Here is a 13,832-nt window from a genome sequence, read left to right as displayed (position 1 = left end):
CATAGAACGCTTTTCGGGATTTGCTAGGCTTGGCGCAAAGCATTGTCTGGGAGGACATCATGAAATTCTTGCACATCTTTTGCGGCCTGTGTCTGCTGGCAGGGCAGGCGGGTGCGGATACCTTGCGCGCCGCGGTTCTGGAAATCGGAACGGTCAACTGGGAACTGGACACGATCAAGCATAACGGCTTCGACACCCGGAACGGTTTTGACCTGAAATTGCGCAATGTGGCAAACAATGCCGCAACGCAGATCGCGTTTCAGGGCGGAGATGTCGATGTCATCGTGTCCGACTGGATCTGGGTCGCGCGGCAACGGGCCGAAGGGCGTGATTATGTTTTCATTCCCTACTCCAAGGCGGTCGGGAACATCATGTTGCCCGAAGGGTCCGACATCACATCCTTTGAACAATTGAAAGGCCACAAGATCGGTATCGCGGGCGGACCACTGGACAAAAGCTGGATCATCCTGCGCGCCTATGCCCAGTCAAAATACGGGTTCGACCTTCAGGCCGAGACGGAACAGGTCTTTGCCGCGCCGCCGCTGATCTTCAAGGCGGGCCTGTCGGGCGAGGTCGATGCGGCGATCAACTTCTGGCATTTCGCGGCCAAAATGGAAGCGGCGGGAATGACCTCGCTGATCTCGGTGTCACAGGCGGCAGAGGAGTTGGGGCTGGACCCCGAAACGCCGTTGCTGGGCTATGTGGTCAAGGGCGAAATGCTGACCGGGCATCCTGAACTGGTGCAGGGTTTGCGGAACGCGTCGCACGCGGCAAAAGCACTTCTGGCGAGTGACGACGCGGCATGGGACCGTCTGCGCCCGATGATGAACGCAAAGTCGGATGCCCAGTTCGCGGCCCTTGTCGCCGGATTTCGTGCGGGCATTCCGACGAAAGGCGATGTGGACGAACTCGCCGCAGGCCGCCTGTTGAAGGTGATGTCGGATCTGGGAGGGCCAGAACTGGTCGGTAAGGCAACACGCCTGCCAGAGGGCTTGTTTGTCAATTAAGATGCCAACACGCCCCGCGCGGCATTATCTTGTGACGGTTGCGTCACTGACGGGGCTGCTGGTGCTTTGGGGTATCGGCAGCCTTGTTCTTGCCGAACCAAGCATTTTTCCCGCCCCTTGGGTTGTGGCGCCGCTGGTCTGGGCGGAACTGGTCCACGGTCAGTTGCTGTTTCACATGGGCGCGACACTGGCGCGGGTCGCGGCGGGATTTGTCATCGCGATGACCGTCGGAAGCGCCATAGGGATCATCATGGGGATGTGGCGCAAGGCGGATCGCTGGATGGATCCGGTGCTTGTCGTGTTTCTGAATCTGCCCGCGCTTGTGACGATTGTTCTGTGCTATTTGTGGATCGGATTGGGCGAGGCCGCCGCCATTACGGCGGTTGCGTTGAACAAGATCCCCATGGTCGCCACCATGATGCGAGAGGGCGCGCGGGTTCTGGACCCCGCCCTGACCGACATGGCGCGTGTCTTTGACATGAGCCGCGTGTCACGCCTGCGCCATATCGTTCTGCCGCAATTGGCACCCTATTTCGCAGGGGCGGCGCGTGCGGGTCTGGCGTTGATCTGGAAAATCGTTCTGGTCGTTGAATTTCTGGGTCGTTCCAACGGGATCGGATTCAAGATCCATCTTTATTTCCAGCTTTTCGATGTGGCCATGGTCCTTGCATACTCGCTTAGCTTTGTCGCGGTGATGCTGGTGATCGAAAAGCTGATCCTGCAACCGATAGAGCGCCGCGCCAGCGACTGGAGGCGCGCATGATGAAGGTTGCGATCAGGGGCAAATCCTTTGGGGGTCGGGCCGTTCTTGGGCGGGTCGACTTTGCGATCACCCGAGGCGAATGCGTGGCGATCACCGGACCTTCGGGGATCGGAAAATCCACCCTGATGCGGATCGTGGCAGGGCTTGACCGGCAATTCGACGGGACCATCACACAGCCCGCGCGTTTGGCGATGGTTTTTCAGGAACCCACCCTGATGCCCTGGCGCACTGCCGTCGACAATCTGATGTTGACGACGGGCGTTGCCCGCCCCGCTGCGCTGGCGGCTTTGGCGGATGTGGGGTTGCAAGACCACGGCGACCTGTTCCCGCGCCAGCTGTCCCTTGGGCAGCAGCGCCGTGTCGGGTTGGCGCGGGCGTTCGTGGCAAGACCGGATCTGTTGATCATGGACGAACCCTTTGCCTCGCTGGACCCCGCGCGCATAGAAGATTTGCTGACCCTGACGGCCCGTCTGATCGCCCGGTATCAACCCGCAACGCTGTTTGTCACCCATGTGCAGGACGAGGCGCGTAGACTTGCCGACCGCATTTTTCTGCTGGACGGCGCACCCGCGACGCTGACGCAAAGCGCATAGAACATGTTGAAGTATTTCCAATTGTCGGGGTTCAGGGCCGCCGCGTCATCGCCGAAAACGGGTTCGGTCAGTGCCGGGACAATCATGCAGCCATCGAGTAAGGATGTGTTTCATCGGTTGCTCCTATCGGCTTCGGGTGAAACCGCGTTCGGGGGAATAGCCGTAAATCGCGATCAGCCCGAAGACGACAAAGGCAAGGCTGGTCCAAAGACAGGCTGCGCCATTGAATTGACCGTAGGCGGCAAAGCGGATCAGCTCTATCGCCTGTGTCAGCGGGTTGACGGCACAGATATTGCGCAGAAGGTCCGATGCCTCGGCCATTTTCCACAGCGGATAAAGCGCGGTGGACAGAAAGAACATCGGGAAGATCACAAAATTCATCACCCCTGCGAAGTTCTCCAGCTGGCGGATGTAGGACGATAAAAGCAACCCCAATGTTCCCAGCATCAGGCCGGACAGGATCAGCGCGGGCAGGATCGCGACATACCCGATCGCGGGCAGCGTGATGCCGAATGCCGCGGCAATGGCCAGAAAGGCATAGACCTGCAAAACGGAAATCAGCACCCCCGCCAGTAGCTTGCAGAACAAAAGCCACCATCGCGGCAGCGGGCTGGTCAGCAGCAACCGCATCGCCCCCATTTCCCGGTCATACACAAGGCTCAGCGCGGATTGCATGCCGTTGAACAACTGGATCATGCCGCAGAGGCCCGGAACGATGTAGACCTCGTAGGTGATATAGGTTTGATAGGGTGGCATGATCGACAGGCCAAGCGCCGCGCGGAACCCGGCGGCAAAGACGATCAGCCAGACCAGCGGCCGGACAAGTGCTGCGATGAACCGTTCGCGTTGCAGGACAAAGCGCTGCGCCTCGCGCAGGGTGATGGCCCAAAGGCAGATCAGCCATCCGGTCATGCGATGCTGCCCTCGGTCAGCTCGGTGAACACCTGCGCCAGATCGCGACCTTGCGTGATGTCGGATTTCAGACCATCCGCGATGATCCGCCCGTGGTGCAGCACGACCACCTGATCTTGGTCGCGGATCTCGTCGACAAGATGCGTCGCCCACAGCACCGATACCCCGTCGCAGGCAAGGTCGTGAACGTGGTTGGTTATGCTCAGGCGGCTTGCCGCATCAAGGCCGACAGTGGGTTCATCCAGCAACAGCACCGACGGGTCGTGGATCAGGGCGCGGGCAATTTCCATCCGGCGTCTGTGTCCGCCATTCAGGGCGCGCACTTTTTCGGTGGCGCGACCGGACAGGTTCAGGCGGTCCAGCGCGGCGTCTATTTTTATCCCGGCGGTTTTGCCACTAAGCCCGCGCAGGGCGGCGGCATAGGTCAGGTTGCGCCTGACCGAAAGGTCCAGTTCCAGCGTTGGGTGCTGGAACACGATACCGATCTGGTTCAGGGCCAGATGTGGGGATTTGGCCAGATCGTGACCCGCGACGGACAGATGGCCCTGCCGCGTGACCAGCAATCGGGTCAGAAGCGCGAACAGCGTGGATTTTCCCGCCCCGTTCGGCCCCAATAGCGCGGTAAACTGTCCCTTTGCGGTTTCAAATCCAACCTCGTCCAAGGCCCGCCCGGACCCGTAGCTGAAACTGACATCCTTCAGCAGCAATCCGGTTTTCATGTGCTATTCAACGGTTATCGAAAGGCGCTGCAACGCGCCGTTTCCGGGCACGCCAAGCTCGTATTGGCCGGGCTTTATGGCGATGAACCGGATGTCCAATGTGCCCGCCCCGTCAAACTCGATGCTGCTGACCCCAAAGGGCCGGATCTCTATATCTTCCACTACCAGCTCATCGACCCAGATCGCCCGAAAAAACCCGGACCCCTCCAGCGCCAGTTCGCCCGACCCGTCGGCGATGATGCTGGCCTTGTAATGGGTGCCCGATTTCAGCACCCAGGGGGCGTCCGACAAAGGGGTGCCGACGGACAGGGTCAACGGGGCAAGCGTTACGGTGTTGCCCTTCGACATCAGGCCGGCCATGCCGAAGTTCCCTTCGGCTGTGGCGGTCATTGTGCTGAATGCCAAAACGGCGGCGATGCAGGGGATCAGTTTCATCGGTTGTTTATGCTCCATCAAGGTCGGGTCGCCACGCCCCAGGGAAAGCGCCCGACCTTGATCGTCTTGATCGCGGTCAGGTTTTTGACGTCAATCACCGTCACATCCCCGGATACGCCGTTGGTGGTGAACAACCGGCTGTGATCGGGTGAAAAGGCCATGTGCCAGACCCGCCGCCCGACAAGGATATAGCCGCTGACCTGATAGGTTTCGGTGTCGATCACAGCGATGTGGTTCGACGGCCCCAGCGCCACGAAAGCGGTCTTGTTGTCGGGGAGCATCCGGATGCCGACCGGCTGTATCTTGTCCGGGTGGACGCCTTTGATGGCAAAGTCGATCTTGGCCAACTGCGACTGATCTGCGGTGCTGAACACCGTCACCGTGCCGCCGACTTCGGCGCTGACCCAAAGCTCGGTTCCGTCCTTGACGAACTCGGCTGCGCGCGGGCGGGCATCGACCAGTGTATTGGCAAAAATCTGATGCGTTGTCGTATCGATCCAATGCGCCATGCTTGTGGTTTCAGAGGTGGTGATGGCGATCTTTCCATCGGGGCTGATCGCCATGCCTTCAGGCTCTATGCCAACGTCGATCTGGGCGACAACGCGGCGCGTGTCGACATCGACAACCGTTGTGATCGCGTCATTTTCGTTGGCGATATAAAGGTGATGATCGTCGGGATGCAGGACAAATTGTTCGGGGTCTTCGCCCGAGGGCAAGTTGTGCAGGATCTTTCCTGTGTCAGGGTCCAGAACCTGCACCGCGTCACTGTCCGAGGCACAGATGAACAGCGTTTTATAGTCCTTGGAAAAGGTGATGCCCCGGGGCCGCTCGCCCACGTCGATGGTGCGGGTGACCTCCAGCGTGTCCAGATCTATCACGCTGACGGTATTGTCCTTTTCATTCGTCACCCATGCCTCTTGCGCAGGGGCGGTCAGCGGCAGGCATGTCGCAAAGAGGAAGGTGGCAAGACGTTTCATTCAATTCTCCTGAAAGGCGGTGCATCTGGATTCAGGCCGATCCAGGCCCAACGTATCCAGTTCATTGACCCGGTGCAGGAACCCGTCCAGCGGGGCCTGTGCCACCAGAGCGCGGGGCTGGACCAGCGGGATGGGCTGACGTAGCTGCCCGTTCCACGACCGGAACGACAGCTTGCGTCCCTTGAATGCCGCCAGTGAAAAGCTGTCCGACAGCATATAGCTGCGCAGCGTCGCGGGATCATCGGAATTGGTGCGTGTCGCCGCCTCGCCAATCGCGCGAACCGCAGCCCAGGCCGCATAGTCAACCGGCCCCATCGCGCGCCCCGAATGATCCATGAACCGGTTCTGCAACTGCTCGGCCCCCCATTGCTCTACCACCGGTGACCAGGCCGCGGGGGTCAAGCCCTCGGAACCGGCCACGGGGCGCGGAAGCCAGGTGTTATAGGCGATATACCGTCCGAAATCACCCAGCTCGTCCGCGATCAAAAGCACGTCGTGGTCGGAAAAATCCTGCGTGAACAGGGGCACCTCCTGTGCCGCGTTCCGGCGCATGTCCGCGTTGAAGGCCCATGTCTTTTCGCCGCGCAGACGGATACCGAACTTGGTCAGCGAATGCCTCAACGCGTCGGCATAGGCGTGGTCTTGCGGGTGGTCGCCCGAAATCAGGGCCGCATCCTGCAGGCGCCGCATCACCAGGAATTGCGCCAGCGCATCGGTCAGCATTCCGCGACTGGGCAGGGTGTGCAGCACATTGGCGCGGCAATCCGTATCCCGCAGGGCCATGTCGGGCGCAGAGGCGTTGAACAGGATCGCATCCTGTGCTTCGGGCAGGTCGGCAAGCGCCAGCAGGCCATCGGCGGTGGCATTCACAACCAGAAGCCGCGCGCCCGATTCCAACGCGGCGCGGGCAGCACCCAGAAAATCCCCGCCGATGTCGGTGACCACACTGTCCAGCGTATAGCGGTGTTTCAGGAATTTACCGGTTGTCAGGTTCTCTGCCAGGGCAAGCTCGGCCCCCGCGCGACCGGTGTCCAAAGGCGGGTCGTCAAGGTTCGACAGGGTCGGCGGGCGTTGCACCCGCTCTTCCAGATAGGTGACCCTGACGAAGACATCTGCCTGCGCCTGAAGGCAAAGACCAAGCCAGATCATAAGGGCCAGTGTGAACTTGTGCATTGCCGCCTCCCGTTGCGGAAAGCCTATCAGCCAACACCGAAAGACCGATATGCGACCAAAGTCGATGCCGCCTAGTTCTAAGGTCGCATGGCGGAAATATTCGAAATTTGCAGAATAGGCAGGCGAACATTCCAAGGGAGAAACCTGCTATGACGTCCGAGAAAACCGCATTGCACCGCCTGAAAGACATCAGCGTTTTTGCCAAAGTGCTGGGCGTTTCCGTCTTTCTGGCCTCTCAGGCGGTCGGCCACGGGAACGTCACGCCACAGCCGGTGGATACCGATGCCTTGCCCGATGTCGGCGAGGACTGGCTTGAGGAAAACCCATACCGGTCTGCGGATGAGGCTGTCTGGCTGAAGGCCGTCGAGGTCGGATCGTCGGGCTTTAACCAGAACTGCGCGCGGTGCCACGGGCTTGGTGCTGTGTCGGGCGGGATTGCCCCCGACCTTCGGTATCTCGAGGCCAATATCGACGGCGACGAATGGTATCTGGAACGGTTCCAGCACGGATATACGCAAGAGGGAATTACCAAGATGCCCGCGTTCGGCGAGCTGTTGGGGCAAAAGGCGGCCTGGGCGATCCGGACCTATGTTGAAACCCGCCCCGAAGACGGCGCAATGGACCCGTTCGCGCCGCGATTGAAAGAAATCCGCGACGATCTGTTGGCAAAGTCCAAGGCCATAGATGCGGGGTCCGCAACGGCTGCGGATTTTCTGGCTGAAACAACGACCTATATCAAAGAGCTGAACGCAATTTCCGCGCAGGTTGTCACGGCGTCGGGGGCAGAGCGGGCGGATTCCATTGCGCGCGAGGCGGTTCTGGCGCTGGACGGTCGAGACAGCAGTTTCCTGTCCGCGTCCGAAACACTGACCGTCGGTCTGTCGGCGGCGGAATGATCGGGCGCTGCGCCAAGGCGTTTGCGACGGCATGTGCGGCCGTGTCCTTGACGGGCACGATCGCTTTCGCACGATGCGAGGATCTTCCCACCGGACTTGATGCTGTGCAGCGTCCGCAAAACATGGACAGAACAGAGGTCGGGCAGGACTATGATACCATTCAGGATCAAGGGTTTATCCGCATCGGTCTTTACAACGATTTCGCCCCCTATTCGTGGAAGGACGAGGCAGGCGTGCATGGGGTCGATGTTGTTCTGGGGCAAAGGATCGCAGATTATTTGCAGGTCGAGCCGCATTTCGTTTTTTTCGACGCGGATGAAAATGTGGGTGCCGATCTGCGCAACTACATCTGGAAAGGGCATTTTCTGGACCAGCAGGTTGTGAACGTGATGATGCATGTTCCCTACAATAACGATTTTGCCTGCCGAAACGAGATGGTGGTTTTTACCGGCCAGTATTTCGTCGAGAACATCTCGATCGCCTACCGCAAGGACGTCTATCCCGAGGATGCCCCGGTGCCTGCCTACTTTCGGTTTGACAAGGTCGGGGTCGAAAATGACTCGGTAGCCGATTTCTATCTGTCGGGACTGGCGAAGGGGCAGATATTGCCGAACCTTGTTCATTTCACGACCCCCGCGGGTGCGATGGCCGCGTTATCCGCCGGCGAGGTGTCCGCCGTGATGGGCGCGCGGGCGCAGCTGGAATACGGGCTGACCGATGCCATGGCTGTTCACGCGCCACCCTATCCGGGGCTGGTCTCCGATAAATGGACATTGGGCGTGGCGATCCGCCAGAATTTTCGCCAGCTTGCCTATGCGGTCGATGATGCGATTGCCGCAGCGCTTGCCGATGGATCAGTGGCGGCGGCGTTCGCAGCTCAGGGGCTAAGCTATACCGCGCCCGACCGTTAGAGCGTGTTGCATCAAATCAAACGCACCACAGCCTAGAACCTGCCATAGGTGACGATCCCGCCGTCCGCGTCCTGCATCATCGCGCCAGTGCCGCCGCTGGCCGCCAGAACCTGTGCGATCTCTGTGCCGGGCGTCAGAACCAGTGCGGTTGACAGGCCGTCGGCAATTGTCGCGGTTGGTGCTTTTACAGTGCAAGACGCCCAGACGGGCGGCACCGGCCCGCGCTGCGGATCAATGATATGGCCGATCCCCGAACCGCCGAATTGCAGCGCCGAAGGGGTCGAGGTGGCGATCGCCCCGCGGGTCATCTGCGTGGTGCCGATCAGGTCGCCGCCCGACCCGCCTATGCCCAGCGTCCAGCTGCCGCCAAAGGCGCGGAACTCGCCAATATTGATCAGGCAATCGGTATAACCTTCGCGGGCCAGAAGCCCCGCAATCGCATCGGTCGCAAACCCTTGAGCGATGCCGTTCAGGGTCAGTGCCATGCCGGGTTTTGCAAAGCGCACAAGGCCGGGGGATACGACAAGTCCGGCCCACCCGACTTTGGCCTGTGCGGCGGCAAGGGTGGCCTGCCCAGGGCCCGGCCTACTGGTGGCCAATGCGTTCCACACGGGCTGCACCGTCGGGTCAAAGCGGCCGGATGTCGTTTCATTCAGGCGATGACTGTGGCGCAGGATGGCAAGGATGTCTGCCGGCGGATCTGGCAGGTGGCCTTGCTTGTTCAGGCGGGAAATGGCCGAATTCGGGCGGAACAGGCTGAACTGGTCTTCAAGCCGGGCGAGACGCGTTTCGACATTTGCAAGCGTGGCCTTGGCCACCTGCGGTGACACCCCACGCAACGAGATCGTCACATCCGCCCCAAGGGCGATACCGCGCCACCTGACATCGCGCGCCTGTGCCGCCGCGCGCAAGGGCAGGGCGGCACAGGCAGAAATCGCCAGAAACCTGCGCCTGTCCAGGGTCATCTGGTCACGCCTTTTCTGACGGCAAGGATCAGGGGGACGCATTGGTCGGGGGCGTCGTGGATGGTGATGCAATCGAGGCATTGAAAGCAGTCGTCATACTTGATTGATCCATCCTTGCGGATTGCCTGATAGTTGCATTTCACCTTGCACAATTGGCAGGGGGTTCCGCATTCGGTGCGCCGCGGAATCCATCCCCGTCCACGGATCAGGCCGCCGATTGCCATGACCGCGCCCAAGGGGCAAACGTAGCGGCAAAAGCCCTTGAACAGGAACATCCCCAGGATCAGCCAGAACGCGGCATAGGCCACATAGGCCAAGTCGCGGATAAAGTAGACGGTCACGGCGGTCTTGAAGGGCTCTATCTCGACCAGTGTGTCGCTGATCTGCGGAGCAAGGAACAGGCTGGCGATCAGGCCGGCAAGGATCAGGTATTTCAGCTTTTTCAGGCGCGTGTCCCAGCGGTCTGACAGGGTGATTTCGGGCAGGCGCAGCAGGCGGCCAAAATGATGCGTGAATTCCTGCATCGCACCAAAGGGGCACATCCAGCCGCAGAAAAAGCCCCGCCCCCACAGAACGAAGGATACGATCACCACGCCCCAGATCATCAGCGAAAACGGATCATACAGGAGAAAGGAAAAGCTCTGCCCATGAACCGCCGCGCGGATCACGCCAAGCACGGTCACGATCGACAGCTGCCCTTGCCCCCACCAGCCGACATAACCGATGACGCCGGCCAGAATGGTCAACCGAAGGGCGGTGAACCCGCGCAACCCAGCAAGGCGCGACTGCGCGAACAAGAGCGCGATAACCAGTGCCGCCAGAAGCGGGGCCAGAACCAACAGGTCCGGCTTGCGGTTGCGCAGCGCCTCTTGCCACGGCGGCAATGCCGCGACAGTGGGGGCGCGTTTGAAAAAACGCTCTGGTGTGCTGTGGGTCAGGTTGAATTGCTGTCTGCCGACTTCCGGCAGGAACGTGCCATGCGCGCGCTCTGCGTCAAGCCCCAGTTGCCAGGGGGCTGTCGGGTCAAATCCAAGCCTGCGATCTGTCCGCAGGATCATGGCGGTTCCCTTTGGAACCCCGTCTTGCAGGCGAACGTCCAGATCGGCATCCCGCAAGGCCAGCGGCAGATTGTTCTGCGTCAGCGCGATCAGGTCCGGCGCGGTGTTGCGGATGAAATCCCCGGACATCAGGCCATGGCGCCCGGCCTCGATCAACAGCAGCGGTTCATCCTGCGTCGATATTGACATGAAGGTCTGTAATTCGGCAAAGCCACGCGCGGTCAATACCGCCTTGGCGATGGAGGCGGGCCCAAGATCGACAACCCACAAATCCAGATAGGCCGCTTCGGGCTCTGCCAGCGCGACCGCGTCATCGTCCCGCCAGATTGTGTCTGTAAAGGCCTTTTGCAGTTGCCTGTTGTCCACGCGCAAATGTGCGGCGATGCCTTTTTCGACCAGATCGTTCCAGTTCAGGTCTTCGGAATATTCGATGTCTGGTGCTGCTGCGGGCCTGCGTGCGATGCCTTGTATTTTCTCGCGGGCAATCGACAAGGCTGCGGCAAGGATGCTTTCATGGGCGATGCGGACAGAGGCGGTCGCCTTGGTCACCCCGTCAAGGTAGATCATCGAACCGCCATGGCTGTCGCCGCCATAGGGCACCCCGACAGCAAGGGAATCGGACACCGACAGCCCGCGATATTGCGCGACAAACTCGCGAAATGGGGCCTCTCCCAGGCCCGAGACGAAGATCGGTTCGTTCTGGGTCAAAAGGTCTGCTTTCAGGAACTTACCTTCAACATCCATAACCACCAGAATGTTGATCGGCGCGCCGGAAAAGCCGGGAAGGGGGGCCAGCGCCTCGGTCTGGAAGGCGTAGCCGGACAGGACCGCGTCCATCCCCACTATTGCGTAAACGCCGGGGTCCAGTTCGTCGCCCAGAAAGAACGGCGGTTCGATGCGGGCCTCGATCTGGGTCCGGTCCAGTATCTTCGCCTGTCCCGTTGCGCATGTGACCGCAAGCGCGGAAAGCACGGCCAAAAAGGAAACGGCGACATCGACCAGAAGCTTTCTCATGCCCGAAATCTATGGGCGGGGCGGCATCTGTTCTATGCGACTTAGGTCCTATTGCGCTAACGGCGCCCCGCGATGGGGCGGCTCGCATCCTCAAAGAGCCTTCTGACGGCCTTATTCAGACCCGATTCAGACGCAATTCTTTTCCTGTGTGTGACGGTCCTGCACTAGTGTGTCGGTGCGTTCCTTATTACAGCCCTGTGAAACCCTGTTTCGCGCCTACTTCGATCGGACACTTTGAATGCGTATTGCTCTTTTTGCCGTTTTTTGCGGATTGCTCCTGACCATGGCGCCAACCGTGGGGGATGCTCAGGACCGGGTTCGCCTTGGTACGGGGCGCCTGTTCACCAATGACCTTCTGGGTGACGGCGATGACCGGTGGCGCACCGGATCATATGTGGTCAGCGGTATTCGCGGGCCGGAATGGACGGGCAGCCTGCCGACATCATTCGGCGATATCCTTGAATTCCGCCGCCGCGGCGAAGTCATCGCACCCGACAACCTCAGCAACGGGTCATACCCGGATCGCCGTTACGCGGGTGTTCTGTCCTTCGGTGTGCATACCCACTACCGCTACAAGTCCACGGAAATCTCGGTGGGGGCCGATCTGGTGGCCGTCGGCAAACAAACCGGCCTTGGGACGTTGCAAACCAAAATTCACGACGTTGTCGATGCGCCAAGGCCCGGCGTTCTGGATGCCCAGATCGGCAACGGCTTTTACCCGACGGTTCTGGTCGAGATGTCACAACCCCTGTCGTTCGGCGATACGGTCCTGCTGCGCCCCTTCGTTCAGGGACAGGCCGGTGTCGAGACCCTGATCCGGGTGGGGGCCGATGTCATCATCGGGCACTTCGGGCAGGGTGACCTGTTGCTGCGCGACGTGACGTCGGGACAACTCTATCGCGGTGTTGCAACGCCGCAGCCCGGATATTCGGTTCTGTTCGGAGGCGATATCGCCAAAGTCGAGCGCAGCGCCTATCTGCCCGGTGCGGACGGCTATGTCCTGACCGATACCCGCGACCGGCTGCGCGCCGGCATCCATTGGCAGGGTGAAAAAACAAGCCTGTTTTACGGTGCGACTTGGTTTGGCAAGGAATTCGAGAGCCAGGCTGACGAGCAGGTCGTGGGCTCCTTGCGCGTTAACTTCAAGTTCTAATTGCAACACTATGACAAGCTGATCTTTTTCTGGAAAAGACCGGCTTTGCAGATCAGGTGCCTCGTGCTAATCTGCCGTTAATTAAAAAACGATCAGGCAAGCAGTACAGGCACAAAGATATGAAAACGGGCGCTATCGGCACGTTTGTCATCTCATGGAACCAGACGGAAGTGGACGGAACAACCGCCCCGCCGTCAGAAGCAGTCAGCGTCGGCGCCACATGGCGCTGGACGGGGGAAACCGTTCGTGTGGACGGATCTCATGGCCCGTTGGTTCTGGAGCAGGCAGACGATTTTGAAGATTTGCACAGGCGCGCAGCGCGCTCTGTGCGACGGATGATCGGCACGGCCCTTCGGCCCGCACACTCTCCCATATCCATGGATTTCGATGATCCCGTGATCGAGGAGGGCTTTGTTGTCACCGACGGCAGGCGCAGCTTTAGCTTGACGGTGATTGACATCGGGCATGGGAAAACACCACTGGTGATGTTTCTTGGATCGGTGCCTCCGGCGGATACCGACCTGTGGGTCGTTCAACGCAGCGCAGAGGGGGTGCCGTCGCGCCGCACTGCGACTCCCTCGGGCGGCGTGATTTGCTTTACCCCCGGCACCCGTATCGCGACGCCGGATGGCCCGCGCCTTGTGGAGGAGCTGCAAGAGGGCGACCGGATACAGACCAAGGATGACGGCGTTCAGGACATCCGCTGGGTCGGCTCTCGCAAGATCAGCGGCGCGCGACTTTACGCGATGCCGTCCCTGCGCCCTGTCCGCCTGAAGGCGGGGGCCTTGGGCGATGAAGAGCCGGAGGGCGATCTGATCGTTTCGCCGGAGCACCGTGTGTTGATCAAGGGCCGTTCGGCAGAGGCGCTGTTCAACGCGTCAGAGGTGCTGGTGGCGGCCAAGGATCTGGTGAATGACCGGACCATCCTGTTCGACCATGCGGCAAAGGATGTGACCTATATCCATCTGCTGCTGGACCGGCACGAGATTGTCTGGGCCAATGGCGTCGAAACCGAAAGCTTTCATCCCGCCAATGCCGCCCTTGATACGATTGACGACGTGCAGCGCCGGATGTTGTTTGACCGTTTCCCCGACCTGCGGGTCGATGCGTTCACCTTCGGCGACTATGTGCGTCGCAACCTGTCGCCATCCGAGGCGGCGCTGCTGCGCCACAGGGCGGCAGTGTTCCGTTAAGGATGTGTCATAATACGCTGCGGGCCGCGCCTTTTACGTGGCTTGCTGTTGACTCCCGATCTG

General features: G+C 60.4%; 14 protein-coding genes. 7 read left to right on the top strand and 7 right to left on the bottom strand.

Features of this window, described 5'->3' with window-relative positions; genetic code table 11:
* Nucleotides 1-59 precede the first annotated feature (59 nt).
* Genes ACEN2R_RS00805 through ACEN2R_RS00795 form a run of 3 tightly spaced genes read left to right on the top strand, consistent with a single transcriptional unit; the run spans nucleotide 60 to nucleotide 2,363 of the window.
* Nucleotides 60-1,007, top strand: coding sequence for an ABC transporter substrate-binding protein (locus tag ACEN2R_RS00805; RefSeq protein ID WP_442038230.1), 948 nt, complete (start codon nucleotides 60-62; stop codon nucleotides 1,005-1,007).
* Nucleotides 997-1,770 carry an ABC transporter permease gene (locus tag ACEN2R_RS00800; protein ID WP_442038229.1) on the top strand — a complete coding sequence of 258 codons (774 nt, stop codon included), beginning with the start codon at nucleotides 997-999 and terminating at the stop codon, nucleotides 1,768-1,770. Before ACEN2R_RS00805 ends, ACEN2R_RS00800 begins: the two co-directional genes overlap by 11 nt.
* The gene (locus ACEN2R_RS00795) at nucleotides 1,767-2,363 is read left to right on the top strand and encodes an ABC transporter ATP-binding protein (RefSeq protein WP_442038227.1); all 597 of its coding nucleotides are present in this window, start codon (nucleotides 1,767-1,769) and stop codon (nucleotides 2,361-2,363) included. Before ACEN2R_RS00800 ends, ACEN2R_RS00795 begins: the two co-directional genes overlap by 4 nt.
* 123 nt (nucleotides 2,364-2,486) lie before the next feature.
* Here the strand turns inward: ACEN2R_RS00795 and ACEN2R_RS00790 are convergent, their stop codons facing one another.
* From ACEN2R_RS00790 to ACEN2R_RS00770, 5 genes are read right to left on the bottom strand one after another with little or no spacing between them, the layout of a single operon-like run.
* Nucleotides 2,487-3,275 carry an ABC transporter permease gene (locus ACEN2R_RS00790; protein ID WP_442038225.1) on the bottom strand — a complete coding sequence of 263 codons (789 nt, stop codon included), beginning with the start codon at nucleotides 3,273-3,275 and terminating at the stop codon, nucleotides 2,487-2,489.
* Entirely contained in the window at nucleotides 3,272-3,994 is a 723-nt protein-coding gene (locus tag ACEN2R_RS00785) for an ABC transporter ATP-binding protein (RefSeq protein ID WP_442038223.1), read from the bottom strand. The genes ACEN2R_RS00790 and ACEN2R_RS00785 overlap by 4 nt, the downstream gene beginning before the upstream one ends.
* 3 nt (nucleotides 3,995-3,997) lie before the next feature.
* Nucleotides 3,998-4,429, bottom strand: coding sequence for a hypothetical protein (locus tag ACEN2R_RS00780; RefSeq protein WP_442038221.1), 432 nt, complete (start codon nucleotides 4,427-4,429; stop codon nucleotides 3,998-4,000).
* A gap of 17 nt (nucleotides 4,430-4,446) precedes the next feature.
* The gene (locus ACEN2R_RS00775; protein WP_442038219.1) at nucleotides 4,447-5,406 is read right to left on the bottom strand and encodes a YVTN family beta-propeller repeat protein; all 960 of its coding nucleotides are present in this window, start codon (nucleotides 5,404-5,406) and stop codon (nucleotides 4,447-4,449) included.
* A complete protein-coding gene (locus tag ACEN2R_RS00770; protein ID WP_442038217.1) occupies nucleotides 5,407-6,579 on the bottom strand; it encodes an ABC transporter substrate-binding protein in 1,173 nt (390 codons plus the stop codon). It lies immediately after the preceding gene.
* Nucleotides 6,580-6,728: 149 nt separating this feature from the next.
* Between ACEN2R_RS00770 and pedF the strand changes: the two genes are divergently transcribed.
* Nucleotides 6,729-7,475: a cytochrome c-550 PedF gene (gene pedF, locus ACEN2R_RS00765; RefSeq protein WP_442038215.1), complete on the top strand. Its 747-nt coding sequence runs from the start codon at nucleotides 6,729-6,731 to the stop codon at nucleotides 7,473-7,475.
* Nucleotides 7,472-8,386: an amino acid ABC transporter substrate-binding protein gene (locus ACEN2R_RS00760; protein WP_442038213.1), complete on the top strand. Its 915-nt coding sequence runs from the start codon at nucleotides 7,472-7,474 to the stop codon at nucleotides 8,384-8,386. The genes pedF and ACEN2R_RS00760 overlap by 4 nt, the downstream gene beginning before the upstream one ends.
* Nucleotides 8,387-8,418: 32 nt before the next feature.
* Here the strand turns inward: ACEN2R_RS00760 and ACEN2R_RS00755 are convergent, their stop codons facing one another.
* Nucleotides 8,419-9,351 (bottom strand): FAD:protein FMN transferase, encoded by a 933-nt coding sequence (locus ACEN2R_RS00755; protein WP_442038211.1) that lies wholly within the window; start codon nucleotides 9,349-9,351, stop codon nucleotides 8,419-8,421.
* Nucleotides 9,348-11,423 (bottom strand): 4Fe-4S binding protein, encoded by a 2,076-nt coding sequence (locus ACEN2R_RS00750; RefSeq protein WP_442038209.1) that lies wholly within the window; start codon nucleotides 11,421-11,423, stop codon nucleotides 9,348-9,350. The genes ACEN2R_RS00755 and ACEN2R_RS00750 overlap by 4 nt, the downstream gene beginning before the upstream one ends.
* Nucleotides 11,424-11,661: 238 nt before the next feature.
* On the opposite strand from ACEN2R_RS00750, the gene ACEN2R_RS00745 reads away from it, so the two are divergent.
* Nucleotides 11,662-12,576 (top strand): lipid A-modifier LpxR family protein, encoded by a 915-nt coding sequence (locus ACEN2R_RS00745; protein ID WP_442038207.1) that lies wholly within the window; start codon nucleotides 11,662-11,664, stop codon nucleotides 12,574-12,576.
* A gap of 119 nt (nucleotides 12,577-12,695) precedes the next feature.
* Entirely contained in the window at nucleotides 12,696-13,769 is a 1,074-nt protein-coding gene (locus ACEN2R_RS00740) for a Hint domain-containing protein (RefSeq protein ID WP_442038205.1), read from the top strand.
* Nucleotides 13,770-13,832 lie beyond the last annotated feature (63 nt).

This window comes from Pseudogemmobacter sp. W21_MBD1_M6, from assembly GCF_052119585.1.
Classification (GTDB): domain Bacteria; phylum Pseudomonadota; class Alphaproteobacteria; order Rhodobacterales; family Rhodobacteraceae; genus JBGQOJ01.
Note: the sequence above shows the minus strand (reverse complement) of the source record. Positions and strands in the feature narration are given on the sequence as shown.

Excerpts from the sequence above, each read along its gene's own strand:
- ACEN2R_RS00755 (WP_442038211.1), bottom strand. The coding sequence starts at position 9,351 with ATGACCCTGGACAGGCGCAGGTTTCTGGCGATTTCTGCCTGTGCCGCC.
- ACEN2R_RS00745 (WP_442038207.1), top strand. The coding sequence starts at position 11,662 with ATGCGTATTGCTCTTTTTGCCGTTTTTTGCGGATTGCTCCTGACCATG.
- ACEN2R_RS00805 (WP_442038230.1), top strand. The coding sequence starts at position 60 with ATGAAATTCTTGCACATCTTTTGCGGCCTGTGTCTGCTGGCAGGGCAG.
- ACEN2R_RS00790 (WP_442038225.1), bottom strand. The coding sequence starts at position 3,275 with ATGACCGGATGGCTGATCTGCCTTTGGGCCATCACCCTGCGCGAGGCG.
- ACEN2R_RS00795 (WP_442038227.1), top strand. The coding sequence starts at position 1,767 with ATGATGAAGGTTGCGATCAGGGGCAAATCCTTTGGGGGTCGGGCCGTT.
- ACEN2R_RS00770 (WP_442038217.1), bottom strand. The coding sequence starts at position 6,579 with ATGCACAAGTTCACACTGGCCCTTATGATCTGGCTTGGTCTTTGCCTT.
- ACEN2R_RS00780 (WP_442038221.1), bottom strand. The coding sequence starts at position 4,429 with ATGAAACTGATCCCCTGCATCGCCGCCGTTTTGGCATTCAGCACAATG.
- ACEN2R_RS00760 (WP_442038213.1), top strand. The coding sequence starts at position 7,472 with ATGATCGGGCGCTGCGCCAAGGCGTTTGCGACGGCATGTGCGGCCGTG.
- ACEN2R_RS00750 (WP_442038209.1), bottom strand. The coding sequence starts at position 11,423 with ATGAGAAAGCTTCTGGTCGATGTCGCCGTTTCCTTTTTGGCCGTGCTT.
- pedF (WP_442038215.1), top strand. The coding sequence starts at position 6,729 with ATGACGTCCGAGAAAACCGCATTGCACCGCCTGAAAGACATCAGCGTT.
- ACEN2R_RS00775 (WP_442038219.1), bottom strand. The coding sequence starts at position 5,406 with ATGAAACGTCTTGCCACCTTCCTCTTTGCGACATGCCTGCCGCTGACC.
- ACEN2R_RS00785 (WP_442038223.1), bottom strand. The coding sequence starts at position 3,994 with ATGAAAACCGGATTGCTGCTGAAGGATGTCAGTTTCAGCTACGGGTCC.
- ACEN2R_RS00740 (WP_442038205.1), top strand. The coding sequence starts at position 12,696 with ATGAAAACGGGCGCTATCGGCACGTTTGTCATCTCATGGAACCAGACG.